Source organism: Paenibacillus sp. FW126-R14 (assembly GCF_058789495.1).
Map to the genome: position 1 here is coordinate 66,462 of NZ_JBYTBS010000014.1, position 14,674 is coordinate 81,135.

The following is a 14,674-nucleotide window of genomic DNA, read 5'->3' on the forward strand; positions in this document are numbered from 1 at the left end:
TCTGCTCCACCTACTTCCTTTCAACAAACCGAAAATACAAACCTGTCATCGCCAAATTGATGAGCAGTAGAATAACCGCCGTAGCCGCTCCTTGACCTAAATCAAAAAGCTGGAAAATTTGCGAATGGACATTTAAAGCGATGACCTCTGTGCTTTTGCCAGGTCCTCCTGCCGTTAAAGCCATGACCATATCAAAAGTGTTGAAAGTAGCTACCACACTCGTAATCATGTTGATGAACAAGATTGGCGCCAGAATCGGAATAATGATTTTGACCAGCGTTTGGAACGAGCCCGCACCGTCGATTTTTGCCGCTTCCCGCACATCCCCAGGCACCGTCTGAAAGCCGGCATAAATCATAATCATGCAAAAAGCCGTTCCCCGCCAAATGTTCGCTAACGTAATGGAAGCCAGTGCGGTATGGGGGTCAGACAGAAAAGGGATCTTCGAAAAGCCCATGGAAGTGACGATATAATTTAAAATACCTGCATCTGATTCGTTATACAGCATGCTCCAAATAATGCCTATGATGACGCCGGGAATCGCCCATGCGGAAAGGACAGTTGTCCGAACCAGAACGGTTCCGATGAGCTTTCGTTTATTTCCCAAATCGACCAATAGCGCTATCATAAAGCCGAGCAGCATTTGAAAAAACACACTGCCCGCCACAAAGATGAGCGTAATGCTTATCATATGAAGCAGATCAGGGCTATTCAGCAATTTCCTATAAGACAGCAAGGTGTAGGTATAATCAGGATCCATTAAATTGGCATTTGTAAAACTGGATCGAATGACTTCGATGACCGGGTATACAAAGACAAGGAGCAGAACGATGGCTGTCGGCAGAAGCCAAGGAACCGGGGAATTGCTCCCCAGCCCCTTCGGCCATGACATTTTAGACGGTGTTTGAAGCTGCTTTATAGGATTTGAAGATTCGTGAGTACTTATCATACTTTCTCACAACCCTTACTTTTGAGTTAGGACTTTCCATGCATTATTCAGCGCGTCTTCAGGCGTTAGGCTGCCAGACACCACGCTCGATGCGGCAATTTGCAGCTGCTCTGAAATGACAGCGTAATCATCTGAAGCCGGACGCGCCTTGCCTGTTTTCTCCATAATTTCACGGAACGTTTTGGTAAACTCGTTGCCTTTGAAATCAGCATGGTCATAAATCGACTTGCGAGGAGGCAAATAACCGCCGATTGTCGTCCAATTCGCCATTCCTTTGTCGCCCATGTACGTTTGCATGAGGAAATCGAAGGCTGCCTTTTGCTTATCCGGATCTTTCGTGAAAATCCCCCATGCCCAGCCGCCTGACATCGCTACGGCATTATCGCCGCTCATCGTCGGAACGGATGCTACGGCAAACTTCGCGAAGCGCTCTGCGCCCAGCGTATCCTTCAATTGTTGAACCTGCCAGTTGCCCCCGATAAACATAGCTACTTTGTCCGTGGCAATATCCCCGTTCTGATCCGCTTCATTCTTGATATTCGCAGACCGTTTCGGAGTAACTCCCGTATCGGATACCTTCTTCAGGAAGTTAAACACGTTCAGCATCTTCTCCCGGTTGGCACCCTCGCCGAATGCAGCCTTACCGTCTTTATTCACCAATTCTCCGCCTTGCGACAGGAACATCGGCAGCACGACGGAAACGGAAGCCGCTTCGGCACGTCCAGCCGGCATTAATAAGGCATCGTAACCAGCAGCTTTCAGCTTGGTGCCGACTTGAATCACTTCATCCCAAGTTTTTGGCGGAGTGGGAACGAGATCCTTGCGGTAGTACAAGACCCTGGTATCCGTTGTGAACTGAATGCCGTAAATTTTACCATCCGGCCCTTTCATAATATTTTGTGCAAACGGGAAGAAATCATCGATTTTCAAGCCTGCTTTTTCAAAGTAGCTGTCCAGCGGTTGTAAATATTTATAAAATTTCGGAAGCATATAAGCATCGATCATCGCAGCATCCGGAGCCCGATCTCCCGAAGCCAAAATCATCAGATTGGAAACTTTGCCGTCATAATCACGAGAATCGATTTCCACATTCGGATGTTCTTTTTTATAGCTTTCTAAAGAGGCATTAATGTATTCCACACGTTTAGGATCGGAAGATTTGGCCGAATACGCTGTATGCGCCATCCATTGGAACGAAACCTTCTTATTCGTTGATTCCGTTGCAGCGGGAGTCGTTGCTTGCGCTTGCTCTGTAGTCTTTGGCGCCGAACTGCTTCCACAACCGCTAAGAACCGCTGAAAGGCCTACCGACGTTATCAAGGTACCCATAACTAATTTGCTTTTTTTCATGAAAAATGCCTCCCTATTTATAATAAAATCATTGTTGCCGTATGGATTGAAGGCGAGTGCGCAGAATCCTTCAGAAACATTTCCGAAAACGTTTTCGGAAATGATGAAAAAAATTTACTGCTTTGGTATAGTAGTACTGCTGCGAACAATATACTGGGTAGGAATTTTAACATGCCGGGTCGTTCCATCGTTCTCTTGCATGATGTCAATTAGAATTTTGGAGGCCGTCTCCCCCATTTGCAGCCGCTTCTGATGAACCGTAGTTAGAGGCGGATTAAAATATTGTGCGGAGTCGATATCATCAAAACCCACAACAGAAACATCCTCCGGTACCCTTTTACCGAGTTCCTTCAAAGCATCGATCACCCCGAAAGCCATAAGATCGCTGGAGGCAAATACGGCAGTAAACTCCGTTTCCTGTGAAAAGATTTCCTTCGTCAGCCGGGCAGCTTCCTCCCGCGAATATTTGCCATATTGAATCCAACTATCCTGGGCGGATAGTCCATAATGCTGGCATGCCTTCTTAAACCCTTCAATGCGGTCATAAGAACCCTTGGCAATCGTATCTCCGGCGATCTTCAAAATATGGCGGTGCCCCAGCTTAATCAAATGCTCAGTAGCATCCCAGGCTCCAGCTTCGTTATCCGATTCCACAAAATTCACTTTCATGCTGGCCTGCGGCAAACTGTCGATATACACCGTCGGGAACGCCTCATGCAGCTCGTGAATCTTCTCATCCGTCCTTTTGTTCCCAGTCAGAATGAGAATGACGCCATCCACTCCTTTTTCATGGCACATCGCTTTGTAGCTCGACGTATCCCGCTTCTGGTTAGAGAAAATCAGCAGATCATAACCCGCTTCGCCAAGTACATTCTTAATGGAACTAAAATAATCGACCAAAAAGGGACTATCGAATCCGGAATTGGTTTGATCGCCAAAAAAGACCCCCACAGTTTTCGTTGATTTGGTAATTAGCCCCCGTGCCATAAAGTTCGGGACGTAATCCATCTCTTTCGCTATTTCCAAAACTTTCTTCTTAGTTTCTTCTTTAATATCCTCGTAGCCGTTTAGCGCTTTTGATACAGTTGAAACAGAGACGCCAGCCAGTTTAGCTATTTTCTTTATATTGGTCATTGACTAGCCTTCCCCCTAATCCGAAAACGTTTTCGAAAGTTAGTATAGCATATTGTTGTATGCGTTTGCAATGGTTTTTTCGAAAACGTTTTCGGAAATATTGATCTAGGGAACTTAATATTCATGGCCGATTATTTGTTCCAATGTTTGTGATATAATAATAAGGAATGGAGTTGATCATAGATGCATCGTTTGCTTGATCCTCGAAATGATTTTGTATTTAAGCGAATTTTCGGCAGCGAAGAGAACAAAGACGTACTACTGGCATTTCTGAATAATACTCTGATCGATTCCAACGAATCTCCACTCACCGAGATTATACTATTGAACCCGTATTTAGACAAAGATGCTTTGCACGACAAGCAATCCATCTTAGACATACATGCTAAAACGATCGATGGTAAACTCATAAATATTGAGATACAGTTGTTTAACCGATATGATATTGACAAAAGAACACTGTTCTATTGGAGCAAACTCTATTCCGGTCAATTAACGGAAGGTCAATCCTACAGAGAATTAAAAAAGTCGATTACAATCAACCTATTAAATTTCAACTATATAGCCAATGAACGTTATCACAATATATTCCATCTTCGTGAAGATCACACGAATATAATTTTAACAGAAGATATTGAAATTCATTTTTTAGAATTAGCCAAACTGAACGAACAAAGCATCTATATTAATGGTGGCTTGGTGAACTGGCTGTTGTTCTTGAAAGGAACCGAAAAAGAAAAGTGGGAGGTACTTGCCATGAATGAACCCGCGCTGCAAAAGGCAATGAATACGTTGGAATTTTTGAGCCAGAATGAAGAAACTCGAAGGCTTTATGAAATGCGGCAAAAAGCACTCCATGATGAAGCATCGTTAATTGAAGGAGCTAAAGCCGAGGGAATAGAAATTGGAGAACGACATGCTAAAATCACTCTAGCAAAAAAACTTCTTGCAAAAAAGATGGATATTTCTTTTATCGTTGAAGTAACGGGCCTGCCTGAAGAGGATATTCAAAATTTGTCTTTGATTCAGTAATCTCCTTCGGTATGCTCAGAAGATTTCTCAATGTACACTGTAAATGTCGGAGAACCTTATGTTAAGTAGGGTTCTCCGACATTGTTTGTTTAACTGATCAATGGAGACTCTATGCATATTTATTGCTCAAAATCCTTTAAACTCCCTTTCAAACTACAACTACGCACTTTAACCCCTTACCAAATAAGGGTTATTTGCCATGACATAAAAAAAAGGAACCCAGCCAACGGGGCCAGGTTCAAAAAGTTTTATATTAAAAAGGGGGTCTTGCTTATTATAATACCTCCCAAACATTATGAAACCATAACAGGAATATTTCATTTATGTTACAAATTAGAAAACGCTTTATCCTTTTCCTCCAAGAGCTCTTTTATACGCCGCTCCCCCTCCCTTTTATTGTATACTGCTCAGAAAATGTAATAAATCCGTAAACCCCGCTCAAAAGTGTTGCACCTTCCCCTCCACTAGCATATAATAATTATATCTTAATTAGAATTATTATAAATAAGGAGAGTTCCTATGAACACTGAATACGACTACCACCATCTCCATCACGTCAAAGAACAAACGAAATCCCGAAAAACATTATGGGTGACCCTTGTGCTAACCGCCTTTTTCACTATCGTAGAAATTATCGGCGGGGTGCTCTCGAATTCACTCGCACTGCTTTCCGATTCGGCTCATATGATCTCGGACGTCATCGCGCTAGGTTTAAGCATGATCGCTCTGCACCTCGCAACCAGGCAGCCGAATGCACGCTTCACGTTCGGGTTCCTGCGTTTTGAAATCATCGCTTCCTTCCTGAACGGCCTCGCCCTCTGTGTAATCGCACTGGGAATATTCATCGAGGGCATTCAGCGTATTATCCATCCCCAGCCTATTCAGCTAGGGCTCATGCTTGTCATCGCATCGATCGGTTTCATCGTCAATCTGGTGCTTACGCTCGTTCTCCATAACAGCGTGAAGGAAGAAGACAATCTGAATGTCAAAAGCGCGCTATGGCACTTTTTTGGCGATTTGCTCAGCTCGGTTGGCGTCATCGTTTCTTCTATCATTATTTATTATTCTGGCTTGCTTTGGTTCGATCCGCTCATTTCCATGGTGATCGGCGGCATTATTTTTATCGGCGGCAGCAAAATCATTCGTGAATCGTACCTGATTCTCATGGAATCGGTGCCTGAGCGCTTCAATCTCGATGAGATTCGCAAGCAGATTGCGCAGGTAGAAGGCGTGGAAGATGTACATGAAATGCATCTATGGGCCGTTTCGACGGATCATTACTCCTTAACCGCCCATGTGTTCATCTCCCCCAACATTCAACCGTTCTGCGTGATTCTGGCCATTAATGAAACGCTCAAAAGCAAATACGGCATCGAGCATGCCACGATACAAATTGAGCATGCCGAAATAAACCCGCACGGGGAGTATGGCAAACAATTTTTAATGCATCAAAGACGCACTAGCACAACTTCCAGCTCCTTACCCATCCATTAAAAAACAAAGACCATCGATCCCTCAGCCAAGGCGATCAATGGTCTTTGCTAGTTTCCCGTAGATTTCCGTTCAATCATTTCTAAATCGATAAACAACTCATGTCCTGCAACACGCGGCAAATACATCTCAAGCAGCTGCGTATTCTCCTCGTCCAATTCTTCCCCGATTTCCCGCATGAGGAATGCCGCAACCAAGCTGGTCTGCAAATCAACGGGCATCTCGAAGCTGGTAATGGATGGAAAGCTCGCCCTGGCGAAAAATTCATTGTCCATACCGATGAGCTGAACGTCTTCAGGCACCCGGATACCCCGCTCATGGCATACAGCCAGAAGCTCCAGCGATAACGCATCATTGAAGGTATAAATACCGATAGGCCGCAGATCGCCGCTTAAGCGAAGCGCTTCGTCCAAGGTGCCGACGACTCCCAGCTCCCCCGCATCCAAAAGCGCATGCACGACGGATTCTCCATGTTCGGCAAGCCCCGCCTCAAAGCCTTGGATACGCTGCTCGTTAGCTCCCATCCCCATGCGTCTGCCCGCATAGACAACAGACCGACAGCCATTTGCCAGAAAATGCTGCACAGCTTGCGATGAGGCCTTCGCAAAATCCAAATTAACCGCCAGTTTGACAATTTCGCTAGGCCATCCCCAACCATTGAAGATAACGAGTGGCGTTCCTTCTCCGACCAGTTGCTGTGTAGATTGCATGCTCATCGCCAAGCCATGGCTCACTAAGCCGTCTACTCTGCGCTGCAATAAATGCTCCAAATGGCGCTGCTCAATCTCCGGGTCCATCCCTGCTGCTGAAAACACGGATAAATGATAGCCGAAATGATGCACTCTCTGTTCCAGCTTCTCTGCAAAACGCCCATAGTAGCCGCCAAAATGGGGAATAATCAGCCCCAGCTCATAGGACCTGCGGCGGCTCAAATTGGTTGCCATGACATTCCGGCGGTAACCGAGCGTTACAACCGCTTCTTCCACTTTGCGGATCGTTTCGGGCGCCATCGGCACTTTTCTGCGGTTGATGACATTCGAAACCGTAGCAATGGAAACTCCGGCTGCCGCGGCCACATCGATAATGGTAGGCTGTTTGCTCTTACTCATAGGACTTCCCTCATTCTTCATATGTATAATTCATTTTATCGATAAAGCCAATCATTCGTCAATTGGAACAGTAAAAGTAAATTTTCCAGAGAATGTCCAGCAGCATCAAAAAAAGCTTAGCCGTCAACACGGCCAAGCTCCGGTTTATTCCTCCTGATGTCCAATCAGGGAGATGATCTGCTTTTTCAACTTATGGAAAGCTGCCGAATCCTTCACATCTTCCACTTCCCGCAGTCCACGAGGAATCACGATTTCTTTGCGGATCGTGCCCGGATGGGCCTGCATCACATACACCCGCTCAGACAGGAAGATCGCTTCTTCGATATCGTGCGTAATGAAGACAACCGTCGTCTTCTCCTTCTCCCAAATGCGCAGCAGCAGCTCCTGCATCGCATTCTTCGTCTGCGGATCAAGCGCCCCGAACGGTTCATCCATCAGCAGCACTTCCGGGTTGTTCGCCAGCGCCCTCGCAATGGCGACACGCTGCTTCATCCCGCCGGAGAGCTCCTTCGGAAGCGATTTGGCGAACTTGCGCAAGCCGACAAGCTCCATGAAATGATCGGCGATGGCCCTTTTCTCGAACAAGGGCACTCCTTTCAGCGTAAGGCCGAACTCAATGTTCTCCCTCACGGATAGCCATGGAAACAACGTGTAGGACTGGAACACCATTCCGCGATCCGCGCCGGGACCGTCGATCTCATGCCCTGAGAGGGTGAGGGAGCCGCTCGTCATCGTTTCTAATCCTGCAATAATTCGCAAGAGCGATGACTTGCCGCAGCCCGACGGACCGACGAAGCTAACGAATTCATGAGCATCGACATGGAAGGACACGCGGTCGAGCGCAACAAACTGCGACTTCTTGCTGCTGTACACTTTCGATACATTCTCAGCCTTAATTTTGCTTACGGTCGTGTCGTTCTCATTCACCGGCTCGCTGGACAGGGCGTGTTGTGCATGCATCATTTAGCGTCTTCCTCCTTCCAGCCATGGGAAAAATCTGCGGTGACAGTAAGCAAACGTACGGTCCGTCATCAGACCGAGCAAGCCGATTGCGATGATGCCCACGAAAATCTGATCGGTATTCAGAAACCGCTGCGCCTTCATGATGGAGAACCCCAGCCCGCTGCTCGCCGCAACCAGCTCGGCTACGACAAGATACGTCCATGCCCAACCGATAATGAGTCGCAGAGTGTTCATCAAATCCGGCAGCAGCGCGGGGATCAGCACTTTTTCAATCGCTTGCCAGCGATTCGCGCCCAGTGTGTACGAGGTTTGCAGCAAATCGCCCGATACCGATCGCGTATTGTCCGCCACCATCAGCATGAGCTGAAAGAAGCAGCCGATGAAGATGACGATCACCTTCGCCCATTCCCCAATACCTGCCCATACCATAATAAGCGGAATGAACGCAGTTGCCGGCATATAGCGGATAAATTCGGTCGGAGGAACGAGCAGCGCTTCCGCAAACCGGAATGTCCCCGCCAGAATTCCCAGCGGAATGCCAAGCAAACACGCCAGCAGGAAGCCCGCCCCTACCCGAAAAATGCTCATCCCGACATGATGCCAGAAGACAGAGTTCTGCAGCTGAATGGCAAATTGACGAAGCACGACATCCGGTGTCGGCAAAAACGTTCGATTAACAAAATTGCCATAACTCAGCACACTCCAGACGGCAACCGCCAACACAATAATGAGTACAGTCCCCGATATATACGTTCTGCGGTTGATGTCGCCCCGAATGGCAAACAACGCGGATCTGCGCCTTTTTTTCAAAGTTGTCTCCATAGAGCACCTCATTCATCTGTTATTTCTTACGCTCCTTCATCACTTCTTCGACAAAATGCCCGTCCAGGAAGCTTTCCGCTTTCGGAATCGTGGTCAGCATCTCCAAGCCTTTCAAGAACTCGGCCGTTTTCTGTGAAGTGAAATGCAGCGAACTGTAGGTGTCGCCTTTTTGGAAAGCTTTCACATTGTCTTCCAGTTGGAAAATTTTCACGCTGTCGACCCCGGCTTTATACTCATCTACAGGTGTCTCTGCCGCTTTCGCCATGATTTGCAAGGACTCCTCCGGATTGGCCTTCCAATAATCCAACGCGTCGAACCAGGCATGGAGAATTTTTTTCACATCTTCGGGGCGGTTTTTCGTAATTTCTTCTTTAAAAACGAGCAGATCGGGAATGAGTCCCGGCGTATCCTTGGAGGAAAACAGCAGCTTGCCTTTGCCTTCCTGAATCGCTTTGCTTAGGAATGGCTCCCATAACACCGCTCCGTCCAGACTGCCTGAAATGAAGGCCGGTCCTGCATCGTTAACCGTCATATTCGTGTAAGAAACATCTTTCTCAGCAAGCCCTGCCTTCTCCAGTGCAGTAAGCATGAGCAGATGATCGACCGTCCCCAGCTCCGTCGCCACCTTCTTGCCTTTCAATTCCTGCAAGGAATTAATGTTAGGTTTTACGACGACACCGTCTCCGCCGTTGGAGTTATCGTTCACCAGCACGGCCTTGAGTGGAATCCCTTTGCTCGCAGGCGCGAGCGTATCGCTTAAGGTTTGGCTGTTCGCGTCGACTTTGCCTGAGGCAAGCGCAGACAACGAATCGCTGTACACCGGGAACCAAACGAGATCAACCTTTACGCCATTTTTCTCGAAGAACCCCTTCTCCTTAACCAAATACCAAACAAACCATCCCGGCCATGGACTGAGCGCCAATTTGATCGGCTGATCTGTTCCGCCGGCTCCCGTGCTTGTTGCCCCCTTGCCCGAGCATCCGCTCACAACCGTAAAACCGAGTAACAACGCCACCATCAGCAATACCATTCTTTGTCTCATTCCGCTTCTCCCTCTCCCTTTACATTGGTAAAAAGAAAAACCCGGAACGATATCATATGCTGATATCCTCCCGGGCTTTTATCCCTCCGTGTGCACGGCAACCGCCGTGTGTCTTCTCTTGGACCAGACCGACAGCCTTCATCTGCCGCGGAACCCTAGAAAACAAGTTTGCTATGAGGTTGTTTACTTGCTCTTGCATTTGTCTTTATCATACTCAGATCCTATTCACATGTCAATATACATGACACAAAAAATATTTCATTGCCAAATCTCTACTTCGTGTAATAAAATATTACATATCCTCCGACTTACAATACCTCCAGCATTTTAGCCCCTTACAAAGGCAAAAAGCCCGATCCCCTGTCGCTCAGGGAATCGGGCTTTATTCATATTACACGCCTAACCATTTCTTGAACAAATGTTTGGTTGTGTCTGCATTCAAAGCTGCGATGGAAGTCGTCAGCGGAATGCCTTTCGGACAGGAGCGTACGCAGTTCTGCGAGTTGCCGCAGCCTTCGATACCGCCATCGGTCATAAGCGCATCCAGACGTTCCTCTTTGTTCATTTCACCTGTCGGGTGAGCATTGAACAACCGAACTTGGGAAAGCGCGGAAGGTCCGATGAAGGAGTTCTTGTCATTCACGTTCGGACAAGCTTCGAGACATACGCCGCAAGTCATACATTTGGACAGTTCGTATGCCCATTGACGCTTCGACTCCGCCATACGCGGACCTGGACCAAGATCATACGTTCCGTCAATCGGAACCCACGCTTTAACTTTCTTCAAAGCGTTGAACATGCGTCCACGGTCGATGACAAGGTCACGCATAACCGGGAACGTGCTCATTGGGGCTACGCGAACCGGCTGCTCCAGCTTATCGATCAGAGCCGAACATGCTTGGCGCGGCTTGCCGTTAATGACCATGGAGCAAGCTCCGCACACTTCCTCCAGACAGTTGGATTCCCAACAAACCGGCGTTGTTTTGTCGCCGCGCGCGTTCTTTGGATTACGCTGCACTTCCATCAAACCGCTGATGACGTTCATATTGGGACGATAAGGAACTTCGAATTCCTCGGTATAAGGCTTAGAATCCGGACTCTCTTGACGAGTCACGATAAACTTCACGGTTTTTTGTGCGCTTAGTGTCTCAGCCATGATTAATGTCCTCCCTTTTTCTTCTCCGTGGAGTAATCACGCTTCCGCGGTGCAATCAAAGATACATCAATGTCTTCATAGCTGATTTTCGGGCCGTCCGGCGTCCAATCGGCAATTGTCGTTTTCATGAAGTTATCATCGTCGCGTTCCGGGAATTCAGGCTTGTAGTGCGCGCCGCGGCTCTCGTTACGCATCAAGGCGCCAACCGTCATCGCTTCAGCAAGCTCGAACATGTTCCAGAGTTGGCGTGTGAACGCTACCCCTTGGTTGTTCCAACGAGCTGTATCCGTAATGTTGATGTTGTTGTATCTTTCTTTCATATCCTTGATTCTGCTGATTGTATCTTCAAGACGATCATTGTAACGAACAACCGTCATGTTGGCATTCATCATGTCGCCCAGCTCTTTATGCAGAACATAAGCATTTTCTGTACCGCTGTTCATTTTGAGCAAGCTCTCATAGCGGTCTTGGTGACGTTTCTTCTCGCGATCGAAGACGATCGAGGAGGTATCGTCCGCATGCTTCTCTAAGCCGCGAATGTACTCAACCGCTTTAGGACCGGAAACCATCCCGTCATAGATAGCCGAAACAAGGGAGTTCGCGCCCAGACGGTTCGCACCGTGATGCTGATACTCACACTCGCCTGCAGCGAACAAGCCCGGAATGTTCGTCATCATGTTGTAGTCAACCCACATACCGCCCATGGAGTAGTGAACCGCAGGGAAAATCTTCATTGGGATTTTACGCGGATCGTCGCCCATGAATTTCTCGTAAATTTCCATGATACCGCCAAGCTTGATATCCAGCTCTTTCGGATCTTTATGGGAAAGGTCGAGGTAAACCATGTTTTCGCCGTTAATACCAAGCTTCTGATCGATACAAACGGAGAAAATTTCACGCGTTGCAATATCACGAGGCACCAAGTTTCCGTACGCCGGATATTTCTCTTCAAGGAAGTACCAAGGCTTACCGTCTTTGTACGTCCAAATACGGCCGCCTTCACCGCGTGCAGACTCGGACATCAAGCGAAGCTTGTCATCGCCGGGAATCGCGGTCGGGTGAATTTGAATCATTTCACCGTTCGCGTATCTTACACCTTGTTGGTATACGGCGCTCGCTGCCGTACCTGTGTTGATAACCGAGTTCGTTGTTTTACCGAAAATGATACCAGGACCGCCAGTCGCCAAAATTACAGCGTCAGCCGGGAACGTTTGGATCTCCATGCTGCGCAGATCCTGTGCCGCAATACCACGGCAAACATTTTCGTCATCCAGTACGGAACCGAGGAATTCCCAATGCTCGAACTTCGTTACGAGACCGGCTGTTTCCCAGCGGCGTACTTGCTCGTCAAGTGCGTACAGAAGCTGCTGCCCTGTCGTTGCGCCTGCGAACGCCGTACGGTGATATTTGGTACCGCCGAAACGGCGGAAGTCCAGAAGACCCTCTGGCGTACGGTTGAACATAACGCCCATACGGTCCATCAAGTGAATGATGCCTGGAGCGGCATCGCATAATGCTTTAACTGGCGGTTGATTCGCTAAGAAATCTCCACCGTATACTGTATCGTCAAAGTGCTCCCATGTGGAGTCACCTTCACCTTTTGTATTCACCGCACCGTTAATGCCGCCTTGCGCACACACGGAGTGGGAACGTTTCACAGGAACCAAGGAGAACAATTGTACGTGAACTCCGGCCTCCGCTGCTTTAATTGTCGCCATGAGTCCCGCAAGGCCTCCGCCGACGACGATGATTTTCGAATTAGCCACTTCTGTTCACCCTCCCTTAATGCCCCGAATGCGCTTCTACCGGAACTTGAAATTGCGTATCTGTAAATGCAGTCAAAGACATAATAAACATCACGGACATCACCACGAACAATACCATCCAAATAATGGAGGAGTAGCGCTGCGCACGCGGTCCAACCGTAATCCCCCAGCTGACAAGGAACGACCATAAGCCGTTGCAGAAGTGGAATGTCGCGGAAACGATACCAATGACATAAACCGTGAACATGACTGGATTCGTTGCGATGTCATGCATGGTCATACCGAGATTCTCGTGCGATACGTTGCCAAGAGCAACCTGCAAACGAGTCTCGAACAAATGCCAAGCTACGAACAGGAACGTAATAACGCCGGTTACCCGTTGAAGCATAAACATTTGGTTGCGGAAATAGCTGTAGTTTGAAACGTTATTACGTGCTTGATAGGCCACATACAGTCCATAAACGGCATGATAAAGAAGCGGAAGCCAAATTCCCACGATTTCCATCAGCAGGACCAAAGGCAGACCGTTCAACCAGTTAATTTGATCCACAAATGCCTGAGGACCCTTCGTTGCTTCATAGTTAGTGAGCAAATGCTCAATAAGGAAGAAGCCGACAGGAATTACACCAAGCAATGAGTGGATCTTTCGAAAGTAATACGAATTACCCATAATGTAACCAATTCCCCCCTCAACAAAATTTCATTAAACAATCCGACATGTTCTGACAAAACAAGCCACATACCATTCTACTCTCGCCGCAAACGAGCGTCAACCCATATTCATCCACGCCTATTTTACGCCTAAGTAGTAAGCGAATATACACTGCCGTCCAATAATTGTGAATAAAAAGTGACATGTACATCGTACCTCTTTCACGCTTATAATGGAAGTGCCGTTTTTTTATATATACTTATAACTTTTTTGCATATAAATTTGAATGCGGAGCTGAACAAACATGGAACTCTTGGATGTTTTCGCTGTTGTCGTCGAGCAAGTTAGCCTTAACAAAGCCTCTCAACTATTAAATATCTCGCAGCCCGCTCTTTCGCGCAAAATCATGAAGCTGGAAGAGGAGCTGGGCGTGGAGCTGTTCATCCGCAAAGGGAAGCGCCTTGAGCTGACCAAAGCAGGACAAATCTGCTACGACCACGCGCTGGAGCTTCGTCATCTGGAACGTAAATTTAAGCAGACCCTCCAGCTGTACAAAGCAGCAGGCACCCACTCTTCCATCACGATAGGCGCCAGCTTGACAACCCTGCAGGCGACTTTGCCCGATCTCATTACCGATTACCTGCAGGTCTACCCGCTCACAGAAATTAAACTGCTAACGGGCAAAACGCATGAAATCGTCACGATGGTCAAAGAGCATAAAGTCGACATCGGCATCGTCGCATCTCAAATTAATGCGTCCAGCCTGCACTGCGAGCCGCTTTTCGATGATCATCTCTGCTTGGTGCTTCCGCTGGGACACCCTTTTATCGATCGCGATGAAATCACCATGAACGATTTGAACGATCTGCCGATGATCCTCTTCTCCAAGGGCACGTGGTACCGCATCCTGATGGACGAGCTGTTTCACCGGTATACCATTCTTCCGAATGTCCAAATGGAAATCGATTCTTTCGAGGCCATCATCCGGCTCGTTTCCACCTGCAAAACAGCGACGTTGCTCCCCAAATCGTACTTGCGGGAAGACTTGATTCAGAATAATGAGTTAATTCTGCGTTATTTAACCGAATTAGAGCAGACCAAACGCACAACATCGCTAATTTACTCCGATCAGGCGACAGACAACCCGGAATCTCTCAAATTCATCGAACAGGCGATCAGCTATTTCACCAAGCGCCGGTGAATCGCCG

At 47.7% G+C, this 14,674-nt stretch carries 13 protein-coding genes and 1 riboswitch; of the genes, 3 read left to right on the forward strand and 10 right to left on the reverse strand.

Annotation, left to right across the window (positions count from 1 at the left end; all coding sequences use genetic code 11):
• Positions 1-10: 10 nt before the first annotated feature.
• The 3 genes from AC3WRW_RS11805 to AC3WRW_RS11815 all read right to left on the reverse strand — a co-directional run bounded on the left by AC3WRW_RS11805 (position 11) and on the right by AC3WRW_RS11815 (position 3,433).
• The gene (locus AC3WRW_RS11805) at positions 11-892 is read right to left on the reverse strand and encodes a carbohydrate ABC transporter permease (RefSeq protein WP_492546517.1); all 882 of its coding nucleotides are present in this window, start codon (positions 890-892) and stop codon (positions 11-13) included.
• A 72-nt stretch (positions 893-964) separates the two neighbouring features.
• Positions 965-2,299, reverse strand: a complete 1,335-nt coding sequence (locus tag AC3WRW_RS11810; RefSeq protein ID WP_492546518.1) for an extracellular solute-binding protein — start codon at positions 2,297-2,299, stop codon at positions 965-967.
• A 114-nt stretch (positions 2,300-2,413) separates the two neighbouring features.
• Positions 2,414-3,433: a LacI family DNA-binding transcriptional regulator gene (locus tag AC3WRW_RS11815; protein ID WP_492546519.1), complete on the reverse strand. Its 1,020-nt coding sequence runs from the start codon at positions 3,431-3,433 to the stop codon at positions 2,414-2,416.
• A gap of 183 nt (positions 3,434-3,616) precedes the next feature.
• Here AC3WRW_RS11815 and AC3WRW_RS11820 point away from each other — a divergent pair, with 183 nt between their 5' ends.
• The gene (locus tag AC3WRW_RS11820) at positions 3,617-4,465 is read left to right on the forward strand and encodes an Rpn family recombination-promoting nuclease/putative transposase (protein ID WP_492546520.1); all 849 of its coding nucleotides are present in this window, start codon (positions 3,617-3,619) and stop codon (positions 4,463-4,465) included.
• Positions 4,466-4,984: 519 nt separating this feature from the next.
• Positions 4,985-5,959, forward strand: coding sequence for a cation diffusion facilitator family transporter (locus AC3WRW_RS11825; RefSeq protein ID WP_492546521.1), 975 nt, complete (start codon positions 4,985-4,987; stop codon positions 5,957-5,959).
• Between the two features lie 47 nt (positions 5,960-6,006).
• Here the strand turns inward: AC3WRW_RS11825 and AC3WRW_RS11830 are convergent, their stop codons facing one another.
• The 7 genes from AC3WRW_RS11830 to AC3WRW_RS11860 all read right to left on the reverse strand — a co-directional run bounded on the left by AC3WRW_RS11830 (position 6,007) and on the right by AC3WRW_RS11860 (position 13,484).
• Entirely contained in the window at positions 6,007-7,065 is a 1,059-nt protein-coding gene (locus tag AC3WRW_RS11830) for a LacI family DNA-binding transcriptional regulator (protein ID WP_492546522.1), read from the reverse strand.
• A 144-nt stretch (positions 7,066-7,209) separates the two neighbouring features.
• A complete protein-coding gene (locus AC3WRW_RS11835) occupies positions 7,210-8,028 on the reverse strand; it encodes an ABC transporter ATP-binding protein (protein ID WP_492546523.1) in 819 nt (272 codons plus the stop codon).
• Positions 8,029-8,850, reverse strand: a complete 822-nt coding sequence (locus AC3WRW_RS11840; RefSeq protein WP_492546524.1) for an ABC transporter permease — start codon at positions 8,848-8,850, stop codon at positions 8,029-8,031. It lies immediately after the preceding gene.
• A gap of 19 nt (positions 8,851-8,869) precedes the next feature.
• Positions 8,870-9,892, reverse strand: a complete 1,023-nt coding sequence (locus tag AC3WRW_RS11845) for an ABC transporter substrate-binding protein (RefSeq protein ID WP_492546525.1) — start codon at positions 9,890-9,892, stop codon at positions 8,870-8,872.
• Positions 9,893-9,957: 65 nt separating this feature from the next.
• Positions 9,958-10,062, reverse strand: a riboswitch (guanidine-I (ykkC/yxkD leader).
• 221 nt (positions 10,063-10,283) lie between these two features.
• Positions 10,284-11,048 (reverse strand): succinate dehydrogenase iron-sulfur subunit, encoded by a 765-nt coding sequence (sdhB, locus tag AC3WRW_RS11850; protein ID WP_492546526.1) that lies wholly within the window; start codon positions 11,046-11,048, stop codon positions 10,284-10,286.
• A 2-nt stretch (positions 11,049-11,050) separates the two neighbouring features.
• The gene (gene sdhA / locus AC3WRW_RS11855) at positions 11,051-12,814 is read right to left on the reverse strand and encodes a succinate dehydrogenase flavoprotein subunit (RefSeq protein ID WP_492546527.1); all 1,764 of its coding nucleotides are present in this window, start codon (positions 12,812-12,814) and stop codon (positions 11,051-11,053) included.
• Positions 12,815-12,830: 16 nt separating this feature from the next.
• Positions 12,831-13,484: a succinate dehydrogenase cytochrome b558 subunit gene (locus AC3WRW_RS11860; RefSeq protein WP_492546528.1), complete on the reverse strand. Its 654-nt coding sequence runs from the start codon at positions 13,482-13,484 to the stop codon at positions 12,831-12,833.
• A gap of 286 nt (positions 13,485-13,770) precedes the next feature.
• Here AC3WRW_RS11860 and AC3WRW_RS11865 point away from each other — a divergent pair, with 286 nt between their 5' ends.
• A complete protein-coding gene (locus AC3WRW_RS11865) occupies positions 13,771-14,667 on the forward strand; it encodes a LysR family transcriptional regulator (protein WP_492546529.1) in 897 nt (298 codons plus the stop codon).
• Positions 14,668-14,674 lie beyond the last annotated feature (7 nt).

What these genes read in the sequence shown, in the direction of transcription:
- AC3WRW_RS11805 (WP_492546517.1), bottom strand. Translation starts at nt 892, where the DNA reads ATGTCATGGCCGAAGGGGCTGGGGAGCAATTCCCCGGTTCCTTGGCTT.
- AC3WRW_RS11810 (WP_492546518.1), bottom strand. Translation starts at nt 2,299, where the DNA reads ATGAAAAAAAGCAAATTAGTTATGGGTACCTTGATAACGTCGGTAGGC.
- AC3WRW_RS11815 (WP_492546519.1), bottom strand. Translation starts at nt 3,433, where the DNA reads ATGACCAATATAAAGAAAATAGCTAAACTGGCTGGCGTCTCTGTTTCA.
- AC3WRW_RS11820 (WP_492546520.1), top strand. Translation starts at nt 3,617, where the DNA reads ATGCATCGTTTGCTTGATCCTCGAAATGATTTTGTATTTAAGCGAATT.
- AC3WRW_RS11825 (WP_492546521.1), top strand. Translation starts at nt 4,985, where the DNA reads ATGAACACTGAATACGACTACCACCATCTCCATCACGTCAAAGAACAA.
- AC3WRW_RS11830 (WP_492546522.1), bottom strand. Translation starts at nt 7,065, where the DNA reads ATGAGTAAGAGCAAACAGCCTACCATTATCGATGTGGCCGCGGCAGCC.
- AC3WRW_RS11835 (WP_492546523.1), bottom strand. Translation starts at nt 8,028, where the DNA reads ATGATGCATGCACAACACGCCCTGTCCAGCGAGCCGGTGAATGAGAAC.
- AC3WRW_RS11840 (WP_492546524.1), bottom strand. Translation starts at nt 8,850, where the DNA reads ATGGAGACAACTTTGAAAAAAAGGCGCAGATCCGCGTTGTTTGCCATT.
- AC3WRW_RS11845 (WP_492546525.1), bottom strand. Translation starts at nt 9,892, where the DNA reads ATGAGACAAAGAATGGTATTGCTGATGGTGGCGTTGTTACTCGGTTTT.
- sdhB (WP_492546526.1), bottom strand. Translation starts at nt 11,048, where the DNA reads ATGGCTGAGACACTAAGCGCACAAAAAACCGTGAAGTTTATCGTGACT.
- AC3WRW_RS11860 (WP_492546528.1), bottom strand. Translation starts at nt 13,484, where the DNA reads ATGGGTAATTCGTATTACTTTCGAAAGATCCACTCATTGCTTGGTGTA.
- AC3WRW_RS11865 (WP_492546529.1), top strand. Translation starts at nt 13,771, where the DNA reads ATGGAACTCTTGGATGTTTTCGCTGTTGTCGTCGAGCAAGTTAGCCTT.